The organism is Mesorhizobium sp. WSM4846 (genome assembly GCF_055811415.1).
Genome location: NZ_JBVVPZ010000018.1, coordinates 86,427 through 100,096, shown reverse-complemented (window position 1 = coordinate 100,096; position 13,670 = coordinate 86,427). Strand labels below are relative to the sequence as shown.

The 13,670-nt window shown below is 62.1% G+C and carries 20 protein-coding genes and 1 tRNA gene; 12 read left to right on the top strand and 9 right to left on the bottom strand.

Annotation, left to right across the window (positions count from 1 at the left end):
* Positions 1-8: 8 nt before the first annotated feature.
* Positions 9-242 carry a hypothetical protein gene (locus AC0L15_RS17160; RefSeq protein WP_473496596.1) on the bottom strand — a complete coding sequence of 78 codons (234 nt, stop codon included), beginning with the start codon at positions 240-242 and terminating at the stop codon, positions 9-11.
* A 212-nt stretch (positions 243-454) separates the two neighbouring features.
* On the opposite strand from AC0L15_RS17160, the gene AC0L15_RS17155 reads away from it, so the two are divergent.
* Positions 455-628, top strand: coding sequence for a MerR family transcriptional regulator (locus AC0L15_RS17155; RefSeq protein ID WP_258121048.1), 174 nt, complete (start codon positions 455-457; stop codon positions 626-628).
* A complete protein-coding gene (locus AC0L15_RS17150; RefSeq protein WP_473496597.1) occupies positions 628-1,875 on the top strand; it encodes a DNA cytosine methyltransferase in 1,248 nt (415 codons plus the stop codon). Before AC0L15_RS17155 ends, AC0L15_RS17150 begins: the two co-directional genes overlap by 1 nt.
* On the opposite strand, the gene AC0L15_RS17145 is transcribed toward AC0L15_RS17150, so the two are convergent.
* Complete coding sequence (locus AC0L15_RS17145; RefSeq protein WP_473496623.1) at positions 1,844-2,272, bottom strand: very short patch repair endonuclease; 429 nt, start codon at positions 2,270-2,272, stop codon at positions 1,844-1,846. The two genes, AC0L15_RS17150 and AC0L15_RS17145, sit on opposite strands and share 32 nt — an antisense overlap.
* 68 nt (positions 2,273-2,340) lie before the next feature.
* Positions 2,341-2,417 (bottom strand) — tRNA-Arg (locus tag AC0L15_RS17140).
* Between the two features lie 157 nt (positions 2,418-2,574).
* Here AC0L15_RS17140 and AC0L15_RS17135 point away from each other — a divergent pair.
* From AC0L15_RS17135 to AC0L15_RS17120, 4 genes are read left to right on the top strand one after another with little or no spacing between them, the layout of a single operon-like run.
* Positions 2,575-3,144: a restriction endonuclease subunit S gene (locus tag AC0L15_RS17135; protein ID WP_473496599.1), complete on the top strand. Its 570-nt coding sequence runs from the start codon at positions 2,575-2,577 to the stop codon at positions 3,142-3,144.
* Between the two features lie 2 nt (positions 3,145-3,146).
* On the top strand, positions 3,147-3,980 hold the full coding sequence (locus AC0L15_RS17130) for a protein NO VEIN domain-containing protein (RefSeq protein WP_473496600.1): 834 nt from the start codon (positions 3,147-3,149) through the stop codon (positions 3,978-3,980).
* 55 nt (positions 3,981-4,035) lie between these two features.
* Entirely contained in the window at positions 4,036-4,374 is a 339-nt protein-coding gene (locus AC0L15_RS17125) for a type II toxin-antitoxin system RelE/ParE family toxin (RefSeq protein WP_473496622.1), read from the top strand.
* Positions 4,375-4,376: 2 nt separating this feature from the next.
* Complete coding sequence (locus tag AC0L15_RS17120) at positions 4,377-4,703, top strand: helix-turn-helix domain-containing transcriptional regulator (RefSeq protein WP_287316887.1); 327 nt, start codon at positions 4,377-4,379, stop codon at positions 4,701-4,703.
* Between the two features lie 100 nt (positions 4,704-4,803).
* Here AC0L15_RS17120 and AC0L15_RS17115 read toward each other — a convergent pair whose 3' ends face one another.
* Positions 4,804-5,691 (bottom strand): D-alanyl-D-alanine carboxypeptidase family protein, encoded by an 888-nt coding sequence (locus tag AC0L15_RS17115; protein ID WP_473496601.1) that lies wholly within the window; start codon positions 5,689-5,691, stop codon positions 4,804-4,806.
* A gap of 577 nt (positions 5,692-6,268) precedes the next feature.
* Between AC0L15_RS17115 and AC0L15_RS17110 the strand changes: the two genes are divergently transcribed.
* Together AC0L15_RS17110 and AC0L15_RS17105 are read left to right on the top strand one after the other, a co-directional pair.
* On the top strand, positions 6,269-7,378 hold the full coding sequence (locus tag AC0L15_RS17110) for a hypothetical protein (protein WP_473496602.1): 1,110 nt from the start codon (positions 6,269-6,271) through the stop codon (positions 7,376-7,378).
* Between the two features lie 239 nt (positions 7,379-7,617).
* Positions 7,618-8,238, top strand: coding sequence for a nucleoside triphosphate hydrolase (locus AC0L15_RS17105; protein WP_128174700.1), 621 nt, complete (start codon positions 7,618-7,620; stop codon positions 8,236-8,238).
* Between the two features lie 49 nt (positions 8,239-8,287).
* On the opposite strand, the gene AC0L15_RS17100 is transcribed toward AC0L15_RS17105, so the two are convergent.
* From AC0L15_RS17100 to AC0L15_RS17085, 4 genes are all read right to left on the bottom strand, one after another.
* Positions 8,288-8,674 (bottom strand): hypothetical protein, encoded by a 387-nt coding sequence (locus tag AC0L15_RS17100; protein WP_287319109.1) that lies wholly within the window; start codon positions 8,672-8,674, stop codon positions 8,288-8,290.
* Between the two features lie 70 nt (positions 8,675-8,744).
* Positions 8,745-9,449 carry a glutathione S-transferase family protein gene (locus tag AC0L15_RS17095; RefSeq protein WP_473496603.1) on the bottom strand — a complete coding sequence of 235 codons (705 nt, stop codon included), beginning with the start codon at positions 9,447-9,449 and terminating at the stop codon, positions 8,745-8,747.
* Positions 9,450-9,529: 80 nt separating this feature from the next.
* Entirely contained in the window at positions 9,530-10,738 is a 1,209-nt protein-coding gene (locus AC0L15_RS17090) for a beta-ketoacyl-[acyl-carrier-protein] synthase family protein (RefSeq protein ID WP_473496604.1), read from the bottom strand.
* Between the two features lie 4 nt (positions 10,739-10,742).
* The gene (locus AC0L15_RS17085) at positions 10,743-10,997 is read right to left on the bottom strand and encodes an acyl carrier protein (protein WP_010912831.1); all 255 of its coding nucleotides are present in this window, start codon (positions 10,995-10,997) and stop codon (positions 10,743-10,745) included.
* Positions 10,998-11,202: 205 nt separating this feature from the next.
* On the opposite strand from AC0L15_RS17085, the gene AC0L15_RS17080 reads away from it, so the two are divergent.
* The 4 genes from AC0L15_RS17080 (at position 11,203) to AC0L15_RS17065 (ending at position 13,099) form a co-directional block, all read left to right on the top strand.
* The gene (locus AC0L15_RS17080; protein WP_473496605.1) at positions 11,203-12,045 is read left to right on the top strand and encodes an urease accessory protein UreD; all 843 of its coding nucleotides are present in this window, start codon (positions 11,203-11,205) and stop codon (positions 12,043-12,045) included.
* 42 nt (positions 12,046-12,087) lie between these two features.
* Positions 12,088-12,390: an urease subunit gamma gene (locus AC0L15_RS17075; protein WP_023801505.1), complete on the top strand. Its 303-nt coding sequence runs from the start codon at positions 12,088-12,090 to the stop codon at positions 12,388-12,390.
* Positions 12,391-12,415: 25 nt separating this feature from the next.
* On the top strand, positions 12,416-12,673 hold the full coding sequence (locus AC0L15_RS17070; RefSeq protein WP_473496606.1) for a DUF1272 domain-containing protein: 258 nt from the start codon (positions 12,416-12,418) through the stop codon (positions 12,671-12,673).
* A gap of 120 nt (positions 12,674-12,793) precedes the next feature.
* Entirely contained in the window at positions 12,794-13,099 is a 306-nt protein-coding gene (locus AC0L15_RS17065) for an urease subunit beta (protein WP_065011660.1), read from the top strand.
* Positions 13,100-13,125: 26 nt separating this feature from the next.
* Here the strand turns inward: AC0L15_RS17065 and AC0L15_RS17060 are convergent, their stop codons facing one another.
* Positions 13,126-13,620: a hypothetical protein gene (locus AC0L15_RS17060; protein WP_473496607.1), complete on the bottom strand. Its 495-nt coding sequence runs from the start codon at positions 13,618-13,620 to the stop codon at positions 13,126-13,128.
* Between the last annotated feature and the right edge of the window lie 50 nt (positions 13,621-13,670).

Here is a 13,670-nt window from a genome sequence, read left to right as displayed (position 1 = left end):
CTTATCCCCTATTCCAACGTGAACTTGGTCGCCCCGTTTCTCTTTCCGGAGAGCTCAAACCGTTTCCGGCAAACGCTGATCTCTTCGTTCAGAGCCTTAAAAATCTTCGTAATATCCTCATCCGTGTAGTCATAATTCGATCGATTTGCGAGATTTCCGATAAGCTGGATGTCCTTTAGCGCCTTGGTAACCCGGGTGGATGCCAGTCTTATAAATTTTGCCCGGTCTTCTTCGCGTACCATATTCGCTCTCCACGCAATTGAGGCCGTACATATGACAAATGTACGATCGTGAAAAGCAATATGTTGCATTGCTAGGTAGGTGGTCCACTCCGAGCAACGTATTTGGATGACCGATAACGCGTTAAATGATTGTGACTCCAACGAAATTTCTTGCGCAGCCATTGACTGCATTCCGACGATGAGTATGATTGAATATATTCACGGAGATTTGTGTGTCGCGCGAGAAGACCTACTCCACGGACGGGGCCGCAAAGGAGTTGGGAATCTCGAAAAGCACCCTCCTGCGCTGGTTCCGGGAAAAGAGGATCGAAGATGTGAAGCGCGACAGAAATGGTTGGCGTGTGTTCACGTCTGCCGATATCAAGCGCATCAGGAAGGTACTGTGATGGGTGTTTCGGTCGGCAAGAAAGACGAGCAAAAGGCGGCAAAGATGCCGAATTTTCTCGCAGTTGATTTTTTTTGCGGTGCCGGCGGAACGACGCGAGGTCTGATCGATGCCGGCGGTTACGTGATTGCCGGGATCGACAAGGACAATCGCTGCCGCCTTACCTACGCAGAGAACAATTTCAACGAAACGGTCGACCATTCAAACTCAAGGTTCCTCCACTACGACGTTTTCCCCGCAACCGAGGATTACCCAGGCGGGCAACAGGCAGAACTGTGTGCGGAGCTTGATTCGCTGCTGGGCTACTATCGGTCGAAAGCTCCAGCCACTCCCGTACTTTTTGCCATTTGTGCGCCCTGCCAGCCATTCACCCGCCTTTCCCGGAAGAAACTGAGCGAAAAGCGTCGATTGGGAAGGGAGAAGGACCGTAGCTTGCTGACGGAAGCTGCCGAATATGTCGACCGCTATAAGCCTGAAATGGTGTTGTCCGAGAATGTTGCAGGTATCAAGGATGCCAAGTACGGAGGTATCTGGGAAGATTTCAGAGTGCGCCTTAATCAATTGGGTTACGTGACCGGCTCGAAGGTGGTGTGCACTTCGAACTTCGGCATCCCTCAATTCCGCAAACGGTCGATTCTGATAGCGGTTCGACGCGACCTTGTCCGCGAGGAGCGTTTCGCCGATCTCTTGGAAACCGAGTTGTTGGTACCGGACTCCGATCCGAACGAAACTCTGGTTTCGGTGTCCCGTGCGATCGGACACTTGCCCCCCGTGGCCGCGGGCGAAGTCCATCCGGAAATCCCCAACCACAAGGCCCGCTCGCTGAGCGAGCTGAACCTCATGCGTCTGTCTTCCGCCAAGCCCGGAGAGTCGAATGCTTACATGGCAAACACCCAATACGGCGACCTGACGCTCGACTGCCACCGCAAGGTCAACGAGCGTCTCAACGACCGCTGCTTCAGCGATGTCTACACCCGAATGCATCCAGATCGGCCGTCGCCGACAATCACGACGAAGTGCCACAGCATTTCAAACGGGCGATTTGGGCATTTCGATACCAACCAAGTTCGCGGGATTTCCCTTCGGGAGGCAGCCATCCTGCAATCCTTTCCAGATGAATACGTTTTCTATCCGACGGAGCAGATCGAGCCTGTCGCTCGCATGATCGGAAATGCCGTCCCTCCCAAGCTGGCTCGCTATTTTGCAGGCTACCTTGTCAACTCGATAGAACCGTCGCGCGCCCGCTGACGTCTGCCAGGTCTGTTAGCAGGGCATCGGTGTCGGCTTCGAGACGGCATTCCCAGATCGTTACTACGTGCCAGCCAGCCGCCGTCAGAGCTTCCAAGTTGCGTCGGTCGCGGCCCATGGTTCTGTCGATCTTCTCTGCCCAGAATTCCGTGTTCGAAGACGGGCGCTTGCCTCGCCTACAATCGTGACCGTGCCAGAAGCAGCCGTTTATGAACACCGCCGTCCAATATCTCGGCAGCACGATATCTGGTCGGCCTGGCAAATCATTACGATGAAGGCGGAATCGATAGCCGGCAGCGTGGAGGATCCGCCGAACATAAATCTCTGGACGCGTGTTCCTGCCTCGAATCAGGCTCATTATTCGCGAGCGAACTTCTGAGGAAATGCTGTCGACCATCGTCTGTACTGTGGTTCCAGTAGGGCGGAAGAAAGCTTCGGCCATCGAGCGGGGCTGAGGCAATTCTATGGCGCACCCGACAGGATTCGAACCTGTGACCTCTGCCTTCGGAGGGCAGCGCTCTATCCAGCTGAGCTACGGGTGCCTTCAGGATCGAAATCCGGAAAACGAACCAGCCAGTGAACCGGCCAGCCACGGCTTCTTAGCTGAAGCCGGGGCGGGCTTCAACGCAGAAATGGAACAGCGCCCGCCACTTCATGCATGGTGATCCGGACACAAACCCAAAAGGTTTCCAACGTGGGGTGATCGGTGATCTGCTGGGAGACACTCAATACGGCACGAGCGCGAAAGCTGGAGAAGCCGGAGCGTTTCCGATTCTGCGCATGGGCAATGTCACCAATGACGGTCGAATTGTCGTGGTTGACCTCAAGTTCATCGATCTTTCTGACAAAGAGGTAGAAAAATACACGGTCCGGAAAGGAGACATCCTATTCAATCGGAAAAACAGCGTCGATCTTGTGGGTAAGACTGCTGTTTTTGGAATAGAGGAGCCATTTGCTTTCGCTGGGTATCTTGTTCGGGCGAGGACCAAGAATTCAATCAGTCCGCACTACGTTGCAGGCTACCTCAATTCTCGACAGGGCAAAGCCACCTTGCGCAACATGGCAAAGAGCATCGTCGGAATGGCAAATATCAACGCGAAGGAAATGGCCTCAATCTCCATTCTTATCCCGGACGCCGACAGCCAGGGTCGCTACACGACTGCTCTAACATCAGTCGGAGATCAGCGCAGGCGATTGGAGACACAATTGCGGGACACCAACTCACTCTTCTCCTCCCTCCAATTCCGCGCCTTCTCAGGCCAGCTCTGACTATGTCCGACGCGCTGACCGGCAGTGATTGGACGGACCGCGAGATCGACCTCATCACCGCCGACTATTTCGACATGCTGTCGCTGGAACTGGCGGGCCGTTCGTTCGTCAAGGCGCAGCGCAACGCGCAGCTTCAGGAATTGACCGGCCGCAGCCGCGGCTCGATCGAATTCAAACACCAGAACATAAGTGCGGTGCTCTATCGGCTCGGCATGCCGTGGATCGCCGGATACAAGCCGATGGCGAACTTCCAACGCGCCCTGGTCGACGGCGTCGAGCGCCATATCGCCCGCGATCCGGCGCTCTTTGAGAGCCCGATCTTGGCCGCGTCTGCACCCGGGTTGCACGAGCCTCAGCCCCTTTTCTTCGAAGCGCCACCTGTCGCGGCGTTCGAAACCGTGCCGCCCGCGCTGGAGCGGATCGTGCGGAAATTCGATCCGGCGCTGCGGGACGCCCGCAACAGACAACTGGGCCAGAGCGGCGAGGAACGCATCTTCTTTGCCGAGCAGTCGGGCTTGCGCGCGGCAGGGCGCGACGATCTTGCCCGGAAGGTGCGCTGGGTATCAGTGGAGGACGGCGCCGGCGCCGGCTATGACATTCGCTCGTTCGATCCGGCCGGCAGCGAGCGGCTGATCGAGGTGAAGACCACCACCGGCCACAAGCAGACCCCGTTCCTGCTTTCGGAGAACGAACGGGCCTTCTCGGAGGAGCGGCCGGACGCCTTCCGGCTGGTCCGGCTGTTCGACTTCGTGCGCCAACCGCGCGCCTTCGAACTTACGCCACCGCTGGACAGATCCGTGCTGCTGAAGGCCGCAACCTGGCGGGCGCATTTCTGATGCCGCTCAATATTTGAAACTGCTTGCTAAATGGTAACATAAATGTCACCATGTGATCCGTATTGAAGAGTATCTGACCGAAAAGGATGAAAGCCCGTTCCGCAAATGGTTCGATGCGCTCGACGGCCAGGCGGCGGCGCTTGTCACGACGCGGCTCGCCAGGCTTGGCGATGGCAATACGTCGAACGTGAAGCCGATCGGCGAAGGTGCGGCGGAACTTCGGATCGATCGCGGACCCGGCTATCGTATCTATTTCGGCTGGGACGGCACGACGCTGGTGATCCTGTTGGGCGGCGGAACGAAGAGACGGCAGCAGGACGACATACAAGACGCACTGAGACACTGGCGCGATTACAGGGCGCGCAAGCGCGCGGGCAGCAGGAAGGACAGATAGTCATGCCGTTGACGAGGGCGTTTCGCGAGACGGTGCGCGCGCGGGCTGAGCGCGATTCGCTTTTTCGGGAGGCGTTGTTGCGCCAAGCGGTGCAGGATCTGCTCGATGGCGATGCCGCTGGCGGCCGCGCGGCGATGCGCGAGGCGATCAACGCCACGATCGGCTTCGAGCGGCTGGGTGAAATCGTCGGCAAGTCGCCGAAGAGCCTCATGCGCATGTTCGGACCAGACGGCAACCCTACGGCGGAGAACCTTCTCGGCGTCATCCGCGCCCTGCAGATCGAAACCGGGGTGCATCTGACGGTGCAAGCCGCGGCCGACGCGGCCTGACCAAAAGTCTGCCGGGGGGCTGCGGCAGCCATGACGAGGACCGTGTGATGAGGCTGGTCAGCCGCATCCGCGAGATCAGCGACAGCGCAGTCGCCTAGTCTCACTGCTCCCCGGCATACAGCAGCCGCGTCGTCGTGTTCGACGCCGGCGACAGGTTGCGCTGGATCAGTGCTTCGACGTGGTCGTTGCGCTGGCGCGCGCTGTCGGCGCCCATCACCACGAGGATCAGCCGGCGGCCGTCGGCATCGTAGGAGGTGACGATGTTGAAGCCTGAGGCTCTGATATAGCCTGTCTTGATGCCGTTGACGCCGCGGACGCGGCCGAGCATGTCGTTGTGGCCGCGCACCAGCCTGCCCCGGAACATGAAGTCGCTTTCCGAAAAATAGTGGAAATGCTGGGGGAAGCGGGCGCGTAGCGCCATCCCGAGCACCGCCATGTCGCGCGCCGTCGTCTGCTGGCCGCCGTCCGGCAGGCCGGAAGCGTTGCGGAAGACGGTGCTTCGCATGCCGATCTGGCGCGCCTTGGCCGTCATCATCGCGGCAAACGCAGCTTCGCTGCCGCCGAGATATTCGGCGACGGCGACCGCCACGTCATTGGCCGACTTGACGGTGATCGCCCGGATCGCCGAATCGACGTCGATCGTCTCGCCGCGCCGGAAGCGCAGCTTGGTCGGCGGCTGCCTGGCGGCGTTGGCCGAAACCGGGATCAGCGTCGTCTTGCTGACGCGGCCCTGATCCAGCGCTTCGAACAGCAGGTAGAGCGTCATCATCTTGGTCAGCGACGCGGGATAGCGCGGCGCCGTCGAATTGGCCTCGAACAGCGTCCTGCCGCTGCTGCCATCGACGACGACAGCCGCATATTTCTGCGCCGGCGCCGGCACCGCCAGCATGGTCTCGGTCGGCGTCGTCGCGCAGCCGGCAACGAGCACCAGCAGCGCAAACGCCGCGACAAATTTCTGGAGGAGCGGAAAGTGGCGCGGTTTGGACATTCTGAAGGTAAGCTGTTGCTGAAACGAGTGGGAAACTAGCCTAACCCAATGGCGCCGTCCATTTGGTTAATGCCGGTCTTCACGGCAATCGCTTCGGGTTGAATTCCCGGCGTTGGCGCTGCCCCTCATTGCCCTGCCGGCATTGCGGCCAGTTTCTTTCTCCCCGTTTACGGCAGGGCTATCTCGGTGAAAGGCCGAGGCTTTCGCTCTACGATGGACCCCCACCCTAACCCTCCCCACAAGGGGGAGGGAACGCTGCCGCGCGCCTTTACTTTCCCTTGGGTGCGCCGGAAGGCAGGCAATTTGCCGAGGTCAGCGCCAACGGAAGTCTCCCTCCCCCTTGTGGGGAGGGGTTAGGGGTGGGGGTACATCGTAGAGCAAAAGCCTCGGCTTTACCTGCGGTAGCGCTGCCCTTGTGGGGAGGGGTTAGGGGTGGGGGTACATCGTAGCGCGAAAGCCTCGGGGCTAGGGGTACGTCACCGGGCAAATGCGTCTCTGACATGAAATGCCCGTCACCCAGCTTGCGCAACCGACACCGAGCGGGTTTGCTGGCGCCGGCAGAATCAGCAGGTGCGCCATGGATACGCTCACGATCAAGGCAAAGGGCATTTCGGTAACTGTCGATCTCACCGTCGGCCATCTCGCCGACATGACCGTCGATATCGACGGGCGCCGACTAAAACCGCTGCATCGCGCGCCGTGGGTCGACGAGCCGCGCGAGACGCTGCCGCCAGACCTGCCCGAGGGCACCGTTCGCCTGTCCGGCGATTTTTTATGCGCGCCGTTTTCGCGCAGCGATGTCGAGGAAGCGCCCTTGCATGGCTGGCCGGCCAACAGCCGCTGGGATGTCGTCGCCTCCGCGGCGACTGCCGATGGCTGGCGGGCCGTTTTCAGGCTGCAGCACAAGGTCATGGGCGCGACGGTCGACAAGATTCTCACCCTGCGCGACGATCATCCGTTTCTCTATCAGGAACATGTCTTTTCCGGCGGGTCCGGCGGCATTTCCGTCGCCCATCATCCGATGACGGTGATGACGGACGGCGGCAGGCTGGCTTTCTCGCCGAAGCGGTTTGCGGCAACGCCGGACGACCCGCTCGAGCCCGATCCGGCCCGCGGCCGTTTCCGCTTCGCCTATCCCGCGCGGTCCGCCGACCTGACGCGTTTTCCCGCCGCCGATGGCGGCACGCTCGACCTGACCGACTATCGCATCGACCAGGGCCGAGAGGATTTCGTCACGCTGGTCGAGGCCGACCATGGCGGGCCGGGCTGGACCGCGCTGGCGCGAAAAGCGGAAGCCGATCTGGTTGTGGTGCTGAAAAACCCGGCCGAGCTGCCGGTCACCATGCTGTGGGTCAGCAATGGCGGGCGCGACTACGCGCCGTGGAGCGGCCGCCATCGCGGCGTGCTCGGCATCGAGGACGGCCGCACCGCGCTCGGCCATGCCGCGTCGCTCGGTGACAACTGGCTGAAGCGGGAAGGTGTGGCGACCGCCTTTGCGCTTGGCGAAGGCCGCAACGTCTCGTTCCGCCACGTCATCGGCGCACTGCCCCAACAAGCCGGCGGCGAGCCGCCGCGTGACATCATAACAGCGCAGGGGCATATGCGCCTTGCGGCTGCCGACGGTTCGACGCGGGATGTCGCTTTCGACGGCGATTTCCTGCGGATTGGCCGATCGGTTCCTGGTTGATTGGGCTGGCCTGGGCGATTGCTTTAACTTGAATTACGCCTCACGGTCCAGTTCTGGGGCGAGCGGCCACGTGCAGCTTTCCCTTCTCCCACAAGGGGAGAAGGAAGAAGCGCGGCGCCGACGTCGCGGCCAATGAGGGGCGGCGCCGACCTCGACAATTGGGCGATCTTCAATCCCGCGTTTGAAATTTCCGCGAACTGTCGCCAAGATGCAGCCGAAATTATCACCCGGAATCACGCATGTCCGAGATTGCCCACCTCGCCGCCACCATCTTCAAGCGCGCCGGCAAGGCGCGGCGCTTTGTCGTTGCCATCGCCGGTCCTCCGGGCGCCGGCAAGTCGACGCTGTCGGCCCGCCTGCATGAGCTGCTGCCGGAAGGCGCGGCCGAAATCGTGCCGATGGACGGCTTCCATTACGACGATATCGTGCTCGAGCGGCGCGGCCTGCGGGCGCGAAAAGGCGCTCCGGAAACTTTTGACTTTGCCGGCTTCGAAACCTTGCTGAAGCGCATCCGCGCCGCCGAGCCCGACATCGCCATTCCGGTGTTCGACCGCAGCATGGAGCTGTCTCGCGCGGCCGCTTCGATCATCGCCGCCGACACCAAGTTCATCCTGGTCGAAGGCAACTATTTGCTCCTTGACGAGGAACCGTGGTCGCGGCTGGCGCCGCTGTTCGATTTCTCTGTTTTCGTCGATGTGCCGCGCGCCGAGCTCGAGCGCCGGCTGCTCGAGCGATGGCACGAGCATGGACGCTCCGATGAGGACGCCCGCGCCTGGATCGCCTCCAACGACATGCCCAACATCGACCGCGTGCTTGCCCGCCGCCGCCCCGCCGATCTGGTGATCGGCGATCACGCCTGATTTGCAGGATGGCCCGCGCCTGGAACCTTAGGACTTTCCGGCCGTTGTCTCAGATACGGCAATGATGCTGACATGAGGAAAACTGTCCGATGGCTACTCCGATGGCAACCAAGGCAAGAAAGCCTGCGCCCGGCAAGGGCAGGGTAACTCGATCCAGGGCAACTGGATCAAAGGCAACTGAATCCAAGACCGGTGCTGGCCCGGCCGTTGCCGCCCGCTCCAAGGATGCAAAACCCAGTTTCGGCAAGGCAGCACCGAAGAAAGTGACACCGACCGCAGCCAAGGCCACGGCAAAACCGACCAAGCCGAGGAAATCGGCAAGCGGTGGCTCGATGGCAGACAGCGCAATGCGCACGGTCAAGACGACGGCCAATGTCGCGGCCGGCGCGGTTGTCGCCACCGCCAGGGGCGCTGCATCGCTTGCCGCTTCCGTCATGGGCAAGGGTGGCTCAAAACCCAAAGCCAAGACAAAGTAATCGGTTCGCGGCACCAGCCGCCGATTTGAGCTAACGCCGGGCGGGGATAATAAGACCCCGTTGCACCGCCGGCCGGGCAAGGCCGCGCTCCAGCCATGCCGCGACATGGGAAAAATCGTCGAAGCCGACAAGTTCCCTTGCCTCGTAAAAACCGATCAAATTGCGCACCCAGCCCAGCATCGAGATATCGGCGATGGTGTAATCGTCGTCCATGATCCAGCTGCGGCCCGTCAGCCTCGTCTCGAGCACACCGATCAGCCGCCGCGATTCGTCGCGATAGCGCGCCAGCGGCCGTTTGTCGGCGATCTCGCGTCCGGCGAATTTGTGGAAGAAGCCGACCTGCCCGAACATCGGCCCGATCGAGGCCATCTGGAAGAACACCCACTGGATCGTTTCGTAACGCCGCGCCGGGTCGGCCGGGATCAGCCTGCCGGTCTTGTCGGTGAGGTAGAGCAGGATGGCGCCGGATTCGAACAGCCCGATCGGCTTGCCGCCCGGGCCGTCCGGATCGATCATCGCCGGGATCTTGCCGTTCGGGTTCAGCGACAGGAATTCCGGCGTCCAGCTTTCGTCCTTGCCGATGTTCACCGCATGCGCCTCGTAGGGCAGGCCGAGTTCCTCCAGCGCGATCGACACTTTCACTCCGTTCGGCGTCGGGAACGAATAGAGCTGGATGCGGTCGGGATGGCTGGCCGGCCAGCGCGTGGCGATCGGAAAGGCGGACAGGTCGGTCATCGAAACTCCTGGGCGTGATTTTTTTTCGCGCGGCATCGCGTGGCAAAGAAGTCTCGCGGTAGGTGGGCAACCGATTGCGGTCAGACCGCCTTGAACGCCAGCACCGCATTGGTGCCGCCGAAGGCGAAGCCGTTGCTGATCGCCGCGCGCACCTTGCGCTCGCGCGCCACATTCGGCGTGATGTCGAGATCGCAATCGGCGTCGGTTTCGCGAAAATTAGCCGTCGGCGGCACGATGCCTTCGCGGATCGCCATCACGCAGGCGATCAGCTCCAGCGCGCCCGACGCGCCGAGGCAGTGGGCATGCATCGATTTGGTCGAGGAGATTGAAAGCCTGTGCGCATGATCGCCGAAGACGCGCTTGATCGCCGCCGTTTCGATCTGGTCGTTGGCCTTGGTGCCGGTGCCATGCGCATTGATGTAGTCGATGTCTTCCGGGTTGAGCCTGGCATCGACGAGGCAGAAGCGTATCGCCGCCTCCGGCCCTTCGATGGTCGGCGCCACGATGTCGGAGGCATCGCCGGAAAGCCCGGCGCCGGCAATTTCGGCGAGTATAGTGGCGCCGCGCGCCATGGCATGCTCGTAGGTTTCCAGCACGACCATGCCGGCGCCTTCGCCGAGCACCAGGCCCTGGCGATCGGCCGAAAACGGCCGGCAGGTGTCGGGCGCCAGCACCCGCAGCGCCTCCCAGCCTTTCAGGATGCCCCAGACCAGCGGCGCATCGGTGCCGCCGGCGAGCATGACATCGGCGCGGCCAAGCCTGATCTGGTCGACCGCCGAGGCAATGGCGTGGTTGGACGAGGAGCAGGCCGAGGTGATGCCGAAGACCGGCCCGCGCAGGCCGAGGTTCATGCTGACATGGCCGGCCGCAGCGCCCGGCATCACTTTCGGCACGGTGAAGATGCCGGTGCGGTTCTTGCCTTCGAGCAGAATGGCGCGATAGCTCTCTTCGATCGCCTCCCAGCCGCAGACGCCGACGCCGACGATGGAGCCCATCCGGTAGGTGTTGGCCGCGTGCAGGCTTAGCCCGGCTTGTTGCGCGGCCTCGCGCGCGGCGATGGTCGCCAAAAGGCTGAAGCGGTCCATCGACACGGCCTGCTTGCGGTCGATGCCGTGCTCGGGAAGCGTCCTGATTTCGCAGCCGACCCTGATTTTCAGGTCATGCAGCTCCGAATTGACGATCGGGCCAATGGCCGAGCGGCCGGCGCGCATCTCGTCCCAGATCGCCGGCACATTGGTGCCGAGCCCGCACAGGCCGCCGATGCCGGTAATGACGACGCGCTTGTGCATTCAGTCAGGCTTTTTTCGCGATCAGCGCGCGAACCGCCTCGACCATGTCGCCGACGTTCTTCAGATTGCTCCAGGCATCGACCGTGTTCATCTCGATCTCGATGCCATACTGTTCCTCGAGGTCGAAGATGATCTCCGTCAGTTCCAGCGAATGGATGCCAAGTGAGGTCAGTTCGGTGCTGGTGGTGATTTCTTCGCCACCCGGCTCGGCATGAGCTTTGATCTTCTCGATGATGTCCGTTGCCAGCTGGTCAGCCATTCGGTTCCTTCCCCAACCCTTGTCGTTTCCCGACGCCAACTGCTCGGCGCCTGTTTTTCCCCAGGTCCAGATAGTCACCGTCGCCTTTTATCCCCGCCAAGCGCTGTGTGACCGTACCAAGACGGCTCCTCTATAGAAACCGAAACGTTGTCAAGCAACAAGCTTATATGTCGACAAAGCCGGCGCTGTGGTTATCGTTGGCACCATGGATATGATCGAACATGGCCTGACCTTTGTGCCGCCGGCGCAGCGCGTCGCCGGAACGGCGCGTCTCGGCTGTGACAGGAATGGCGGCCGCACGCGTCTTCGGCGGCTTTATCAGGATGGTTCCGCCAAGATCCGCATGCCGGCCGTCTCGGCCGATCCGCTTGAAGCCGTCCTGATCAACACCGCCGGCGGGCTGACCGGCGGCGACCGCCTCGGCTGGGAGGTCGATGTCGGCGCCGGCGCCTGCGCCACCATCACCACCCAGGCCTGCGAGAAGGTCTACCGCGCCGCGTCCGATCGCGCCGAGGTGCGGGTGAAGCTGACCGTCGGCGCCGGCGGCCGCATCGCCTGGCTGCCGCAGGAGACCATCGTCTTTGATCGATCGGCTTTTGCCCGCAGGCTCGACCTGGAGCTTGCTGCCGGTGCCGAGGCGCTGGTGCTCGAGGCGACCGTGTTCGGCCGCCTCGCCATGGGCGAACGCGCGGCGCACGGCAATTTCCACGACCGCTGGCGCGTCAGCCAGGACGGAGCGCTGGTTCATGCCGAGGATTTCCGCATCGGGCCGGACATTGCCGCCATTCTGGGCGGTTCGGCCGTGGCCGGTGGCGCCATCGCCATGGCGACGGTGCTGATGATCTCGCCGCGGGTCGAGGCTTTGCTCGATCCGGCCCGGGACATCATCGGCGGCCAGGGCGACGCCAGCGTCTGGAGCGTGAAGAAATCTGGCAAGCTTCTTGCGAGGCTGTTTGCCGAGGACGGCTACCAGCTCCGCAAGCGGCTGGTTCCGCTCGTCGAATTGCTCAACGGACGGGCGGGTCTGCCCAAATTATGGTCACTCTGATTCCGATTACGCCATTCTGACTATGCTATTGCGGGGAAACGCATGAACCTGACGCCAAGGGAAAAGGACAAGCTGCTCATCGCGATGGCAGCGATCGTGGCGCGCAAGCGGCTCGAACGCGGCGTCAAGCTCAATCATCCGGAGGCGATCGCGCTGATCACCGACTTCGTCGTCGAGGGCGCCCGCGACGGCCGCCAGGTCGCCGAGCTGATGGAGGCCGGCGCCCACGTCGTCACCCGCGCGCAGGTGATGGAGGGCATCGCCGAGATGATCCACGACGTCCAGGTCGAGGCGACGTTTCCCGACGGCACCAAGCTGGTGACCGTGCACGAGCCGATAAGGTGAGTGCCGACAAGGTGAGGTGAGAAAAATGCTTGAGCTGCGCCCCAACTGCGAATGCTGCGACAAGGACCTGCCGCCTGAGGCGACGGATGCGCTGATCTGCACCTTCGAGTGCACCTTCTGCGCCGATTGCGCGGCAAATGTGCTGGGCGGCGTCTGCCCGAATTGCGCCGGCAATTTTTCAGCGCGCCCGATCCGGCCGGCAGCGATGCTGGACAAATATCCCGCCTCGACAAAGCGCGTCCTCAAGGCCGAAGGCTGCGGCCCGGCCCGCAACGCCGCGTGACGGCACGATCCTGACAGTGAAAGGCATATCGATGGTCCCCGCAACGATCAAACGCACGTCCCTCTCGGCGATCCTGCTGCTCGCCTCCGGCCTCGGCTTCGGCGCTTTGTGAGGTTGGCGATGATCCCGGGCGAAATCATCACGGCAGGCGGCGAGATCGAACTCAACAAGGGCCAGCCGACCGTCACCATGAAAGTGGCCAACAGCGGCGACCGGCCGATCCAGGTCGGCAGCCACTATCATTTCTTCGAGACCAATGAGGGGCTGAAATTCGATCGCGACAAGGCGCGCGGCATGCGCCTCGACATCGCCGCCGGCACGGCAATGCGCTTCGAGCCCGGCCAGGAGCGCGACGTCACCTTGGTGCCGCTCGGCGGCAAGCGGGAGGTCTACGGGTTTCAGCAGAAGATCATGGGCGCACTGTGAGATCAGTAGCGTCGAGCGGTTTCGGCTCAGCCGGGCGGCTTGGCCGCCGCGTAGATGACGACCTTGCCAGGATCGTTGAATTCGACGGCGAGAACGTCTTCGGTCTGCACGCGTCGAGAGTCGATGGCGTTGAACAGCAATGCGTTCGCCTCGATCTCGTCGCGCAGTTCCGCAATCTCCTCCTGATGCTGCTCGACCTTGCTTTCGATCGCCGGCGGCAGCCCGCCTTCCGTGCGCGCGGCGTCGGTAAGGAACACGATATCGACCTTGTCGAGCTTGGATGTCTTGCGCACCGCGCCGATGTTTTCACGCGTCCGGTCGATCGCGGTAGTGACTTTGCCGGCCTCGACAGCCGTGTTGGTCTCTTCCTGGCCGACCTCCGAGCCGATGATCTTGTTCACGGTCTCAGGGCCTTCAAGGCCCTGCGCATTCAGCCCGGCCTGGGGAGCGCTCACCGCAAGAAACGCAGTTGCGGCAATCATATGCAGCCATCGGGTGTCGGGGAAGGTGGTGATCGCCATCGCTCGCTCTCAAAGCCTCTTTCGAGACTCGGTTCTAGGCCAAAAAGTCG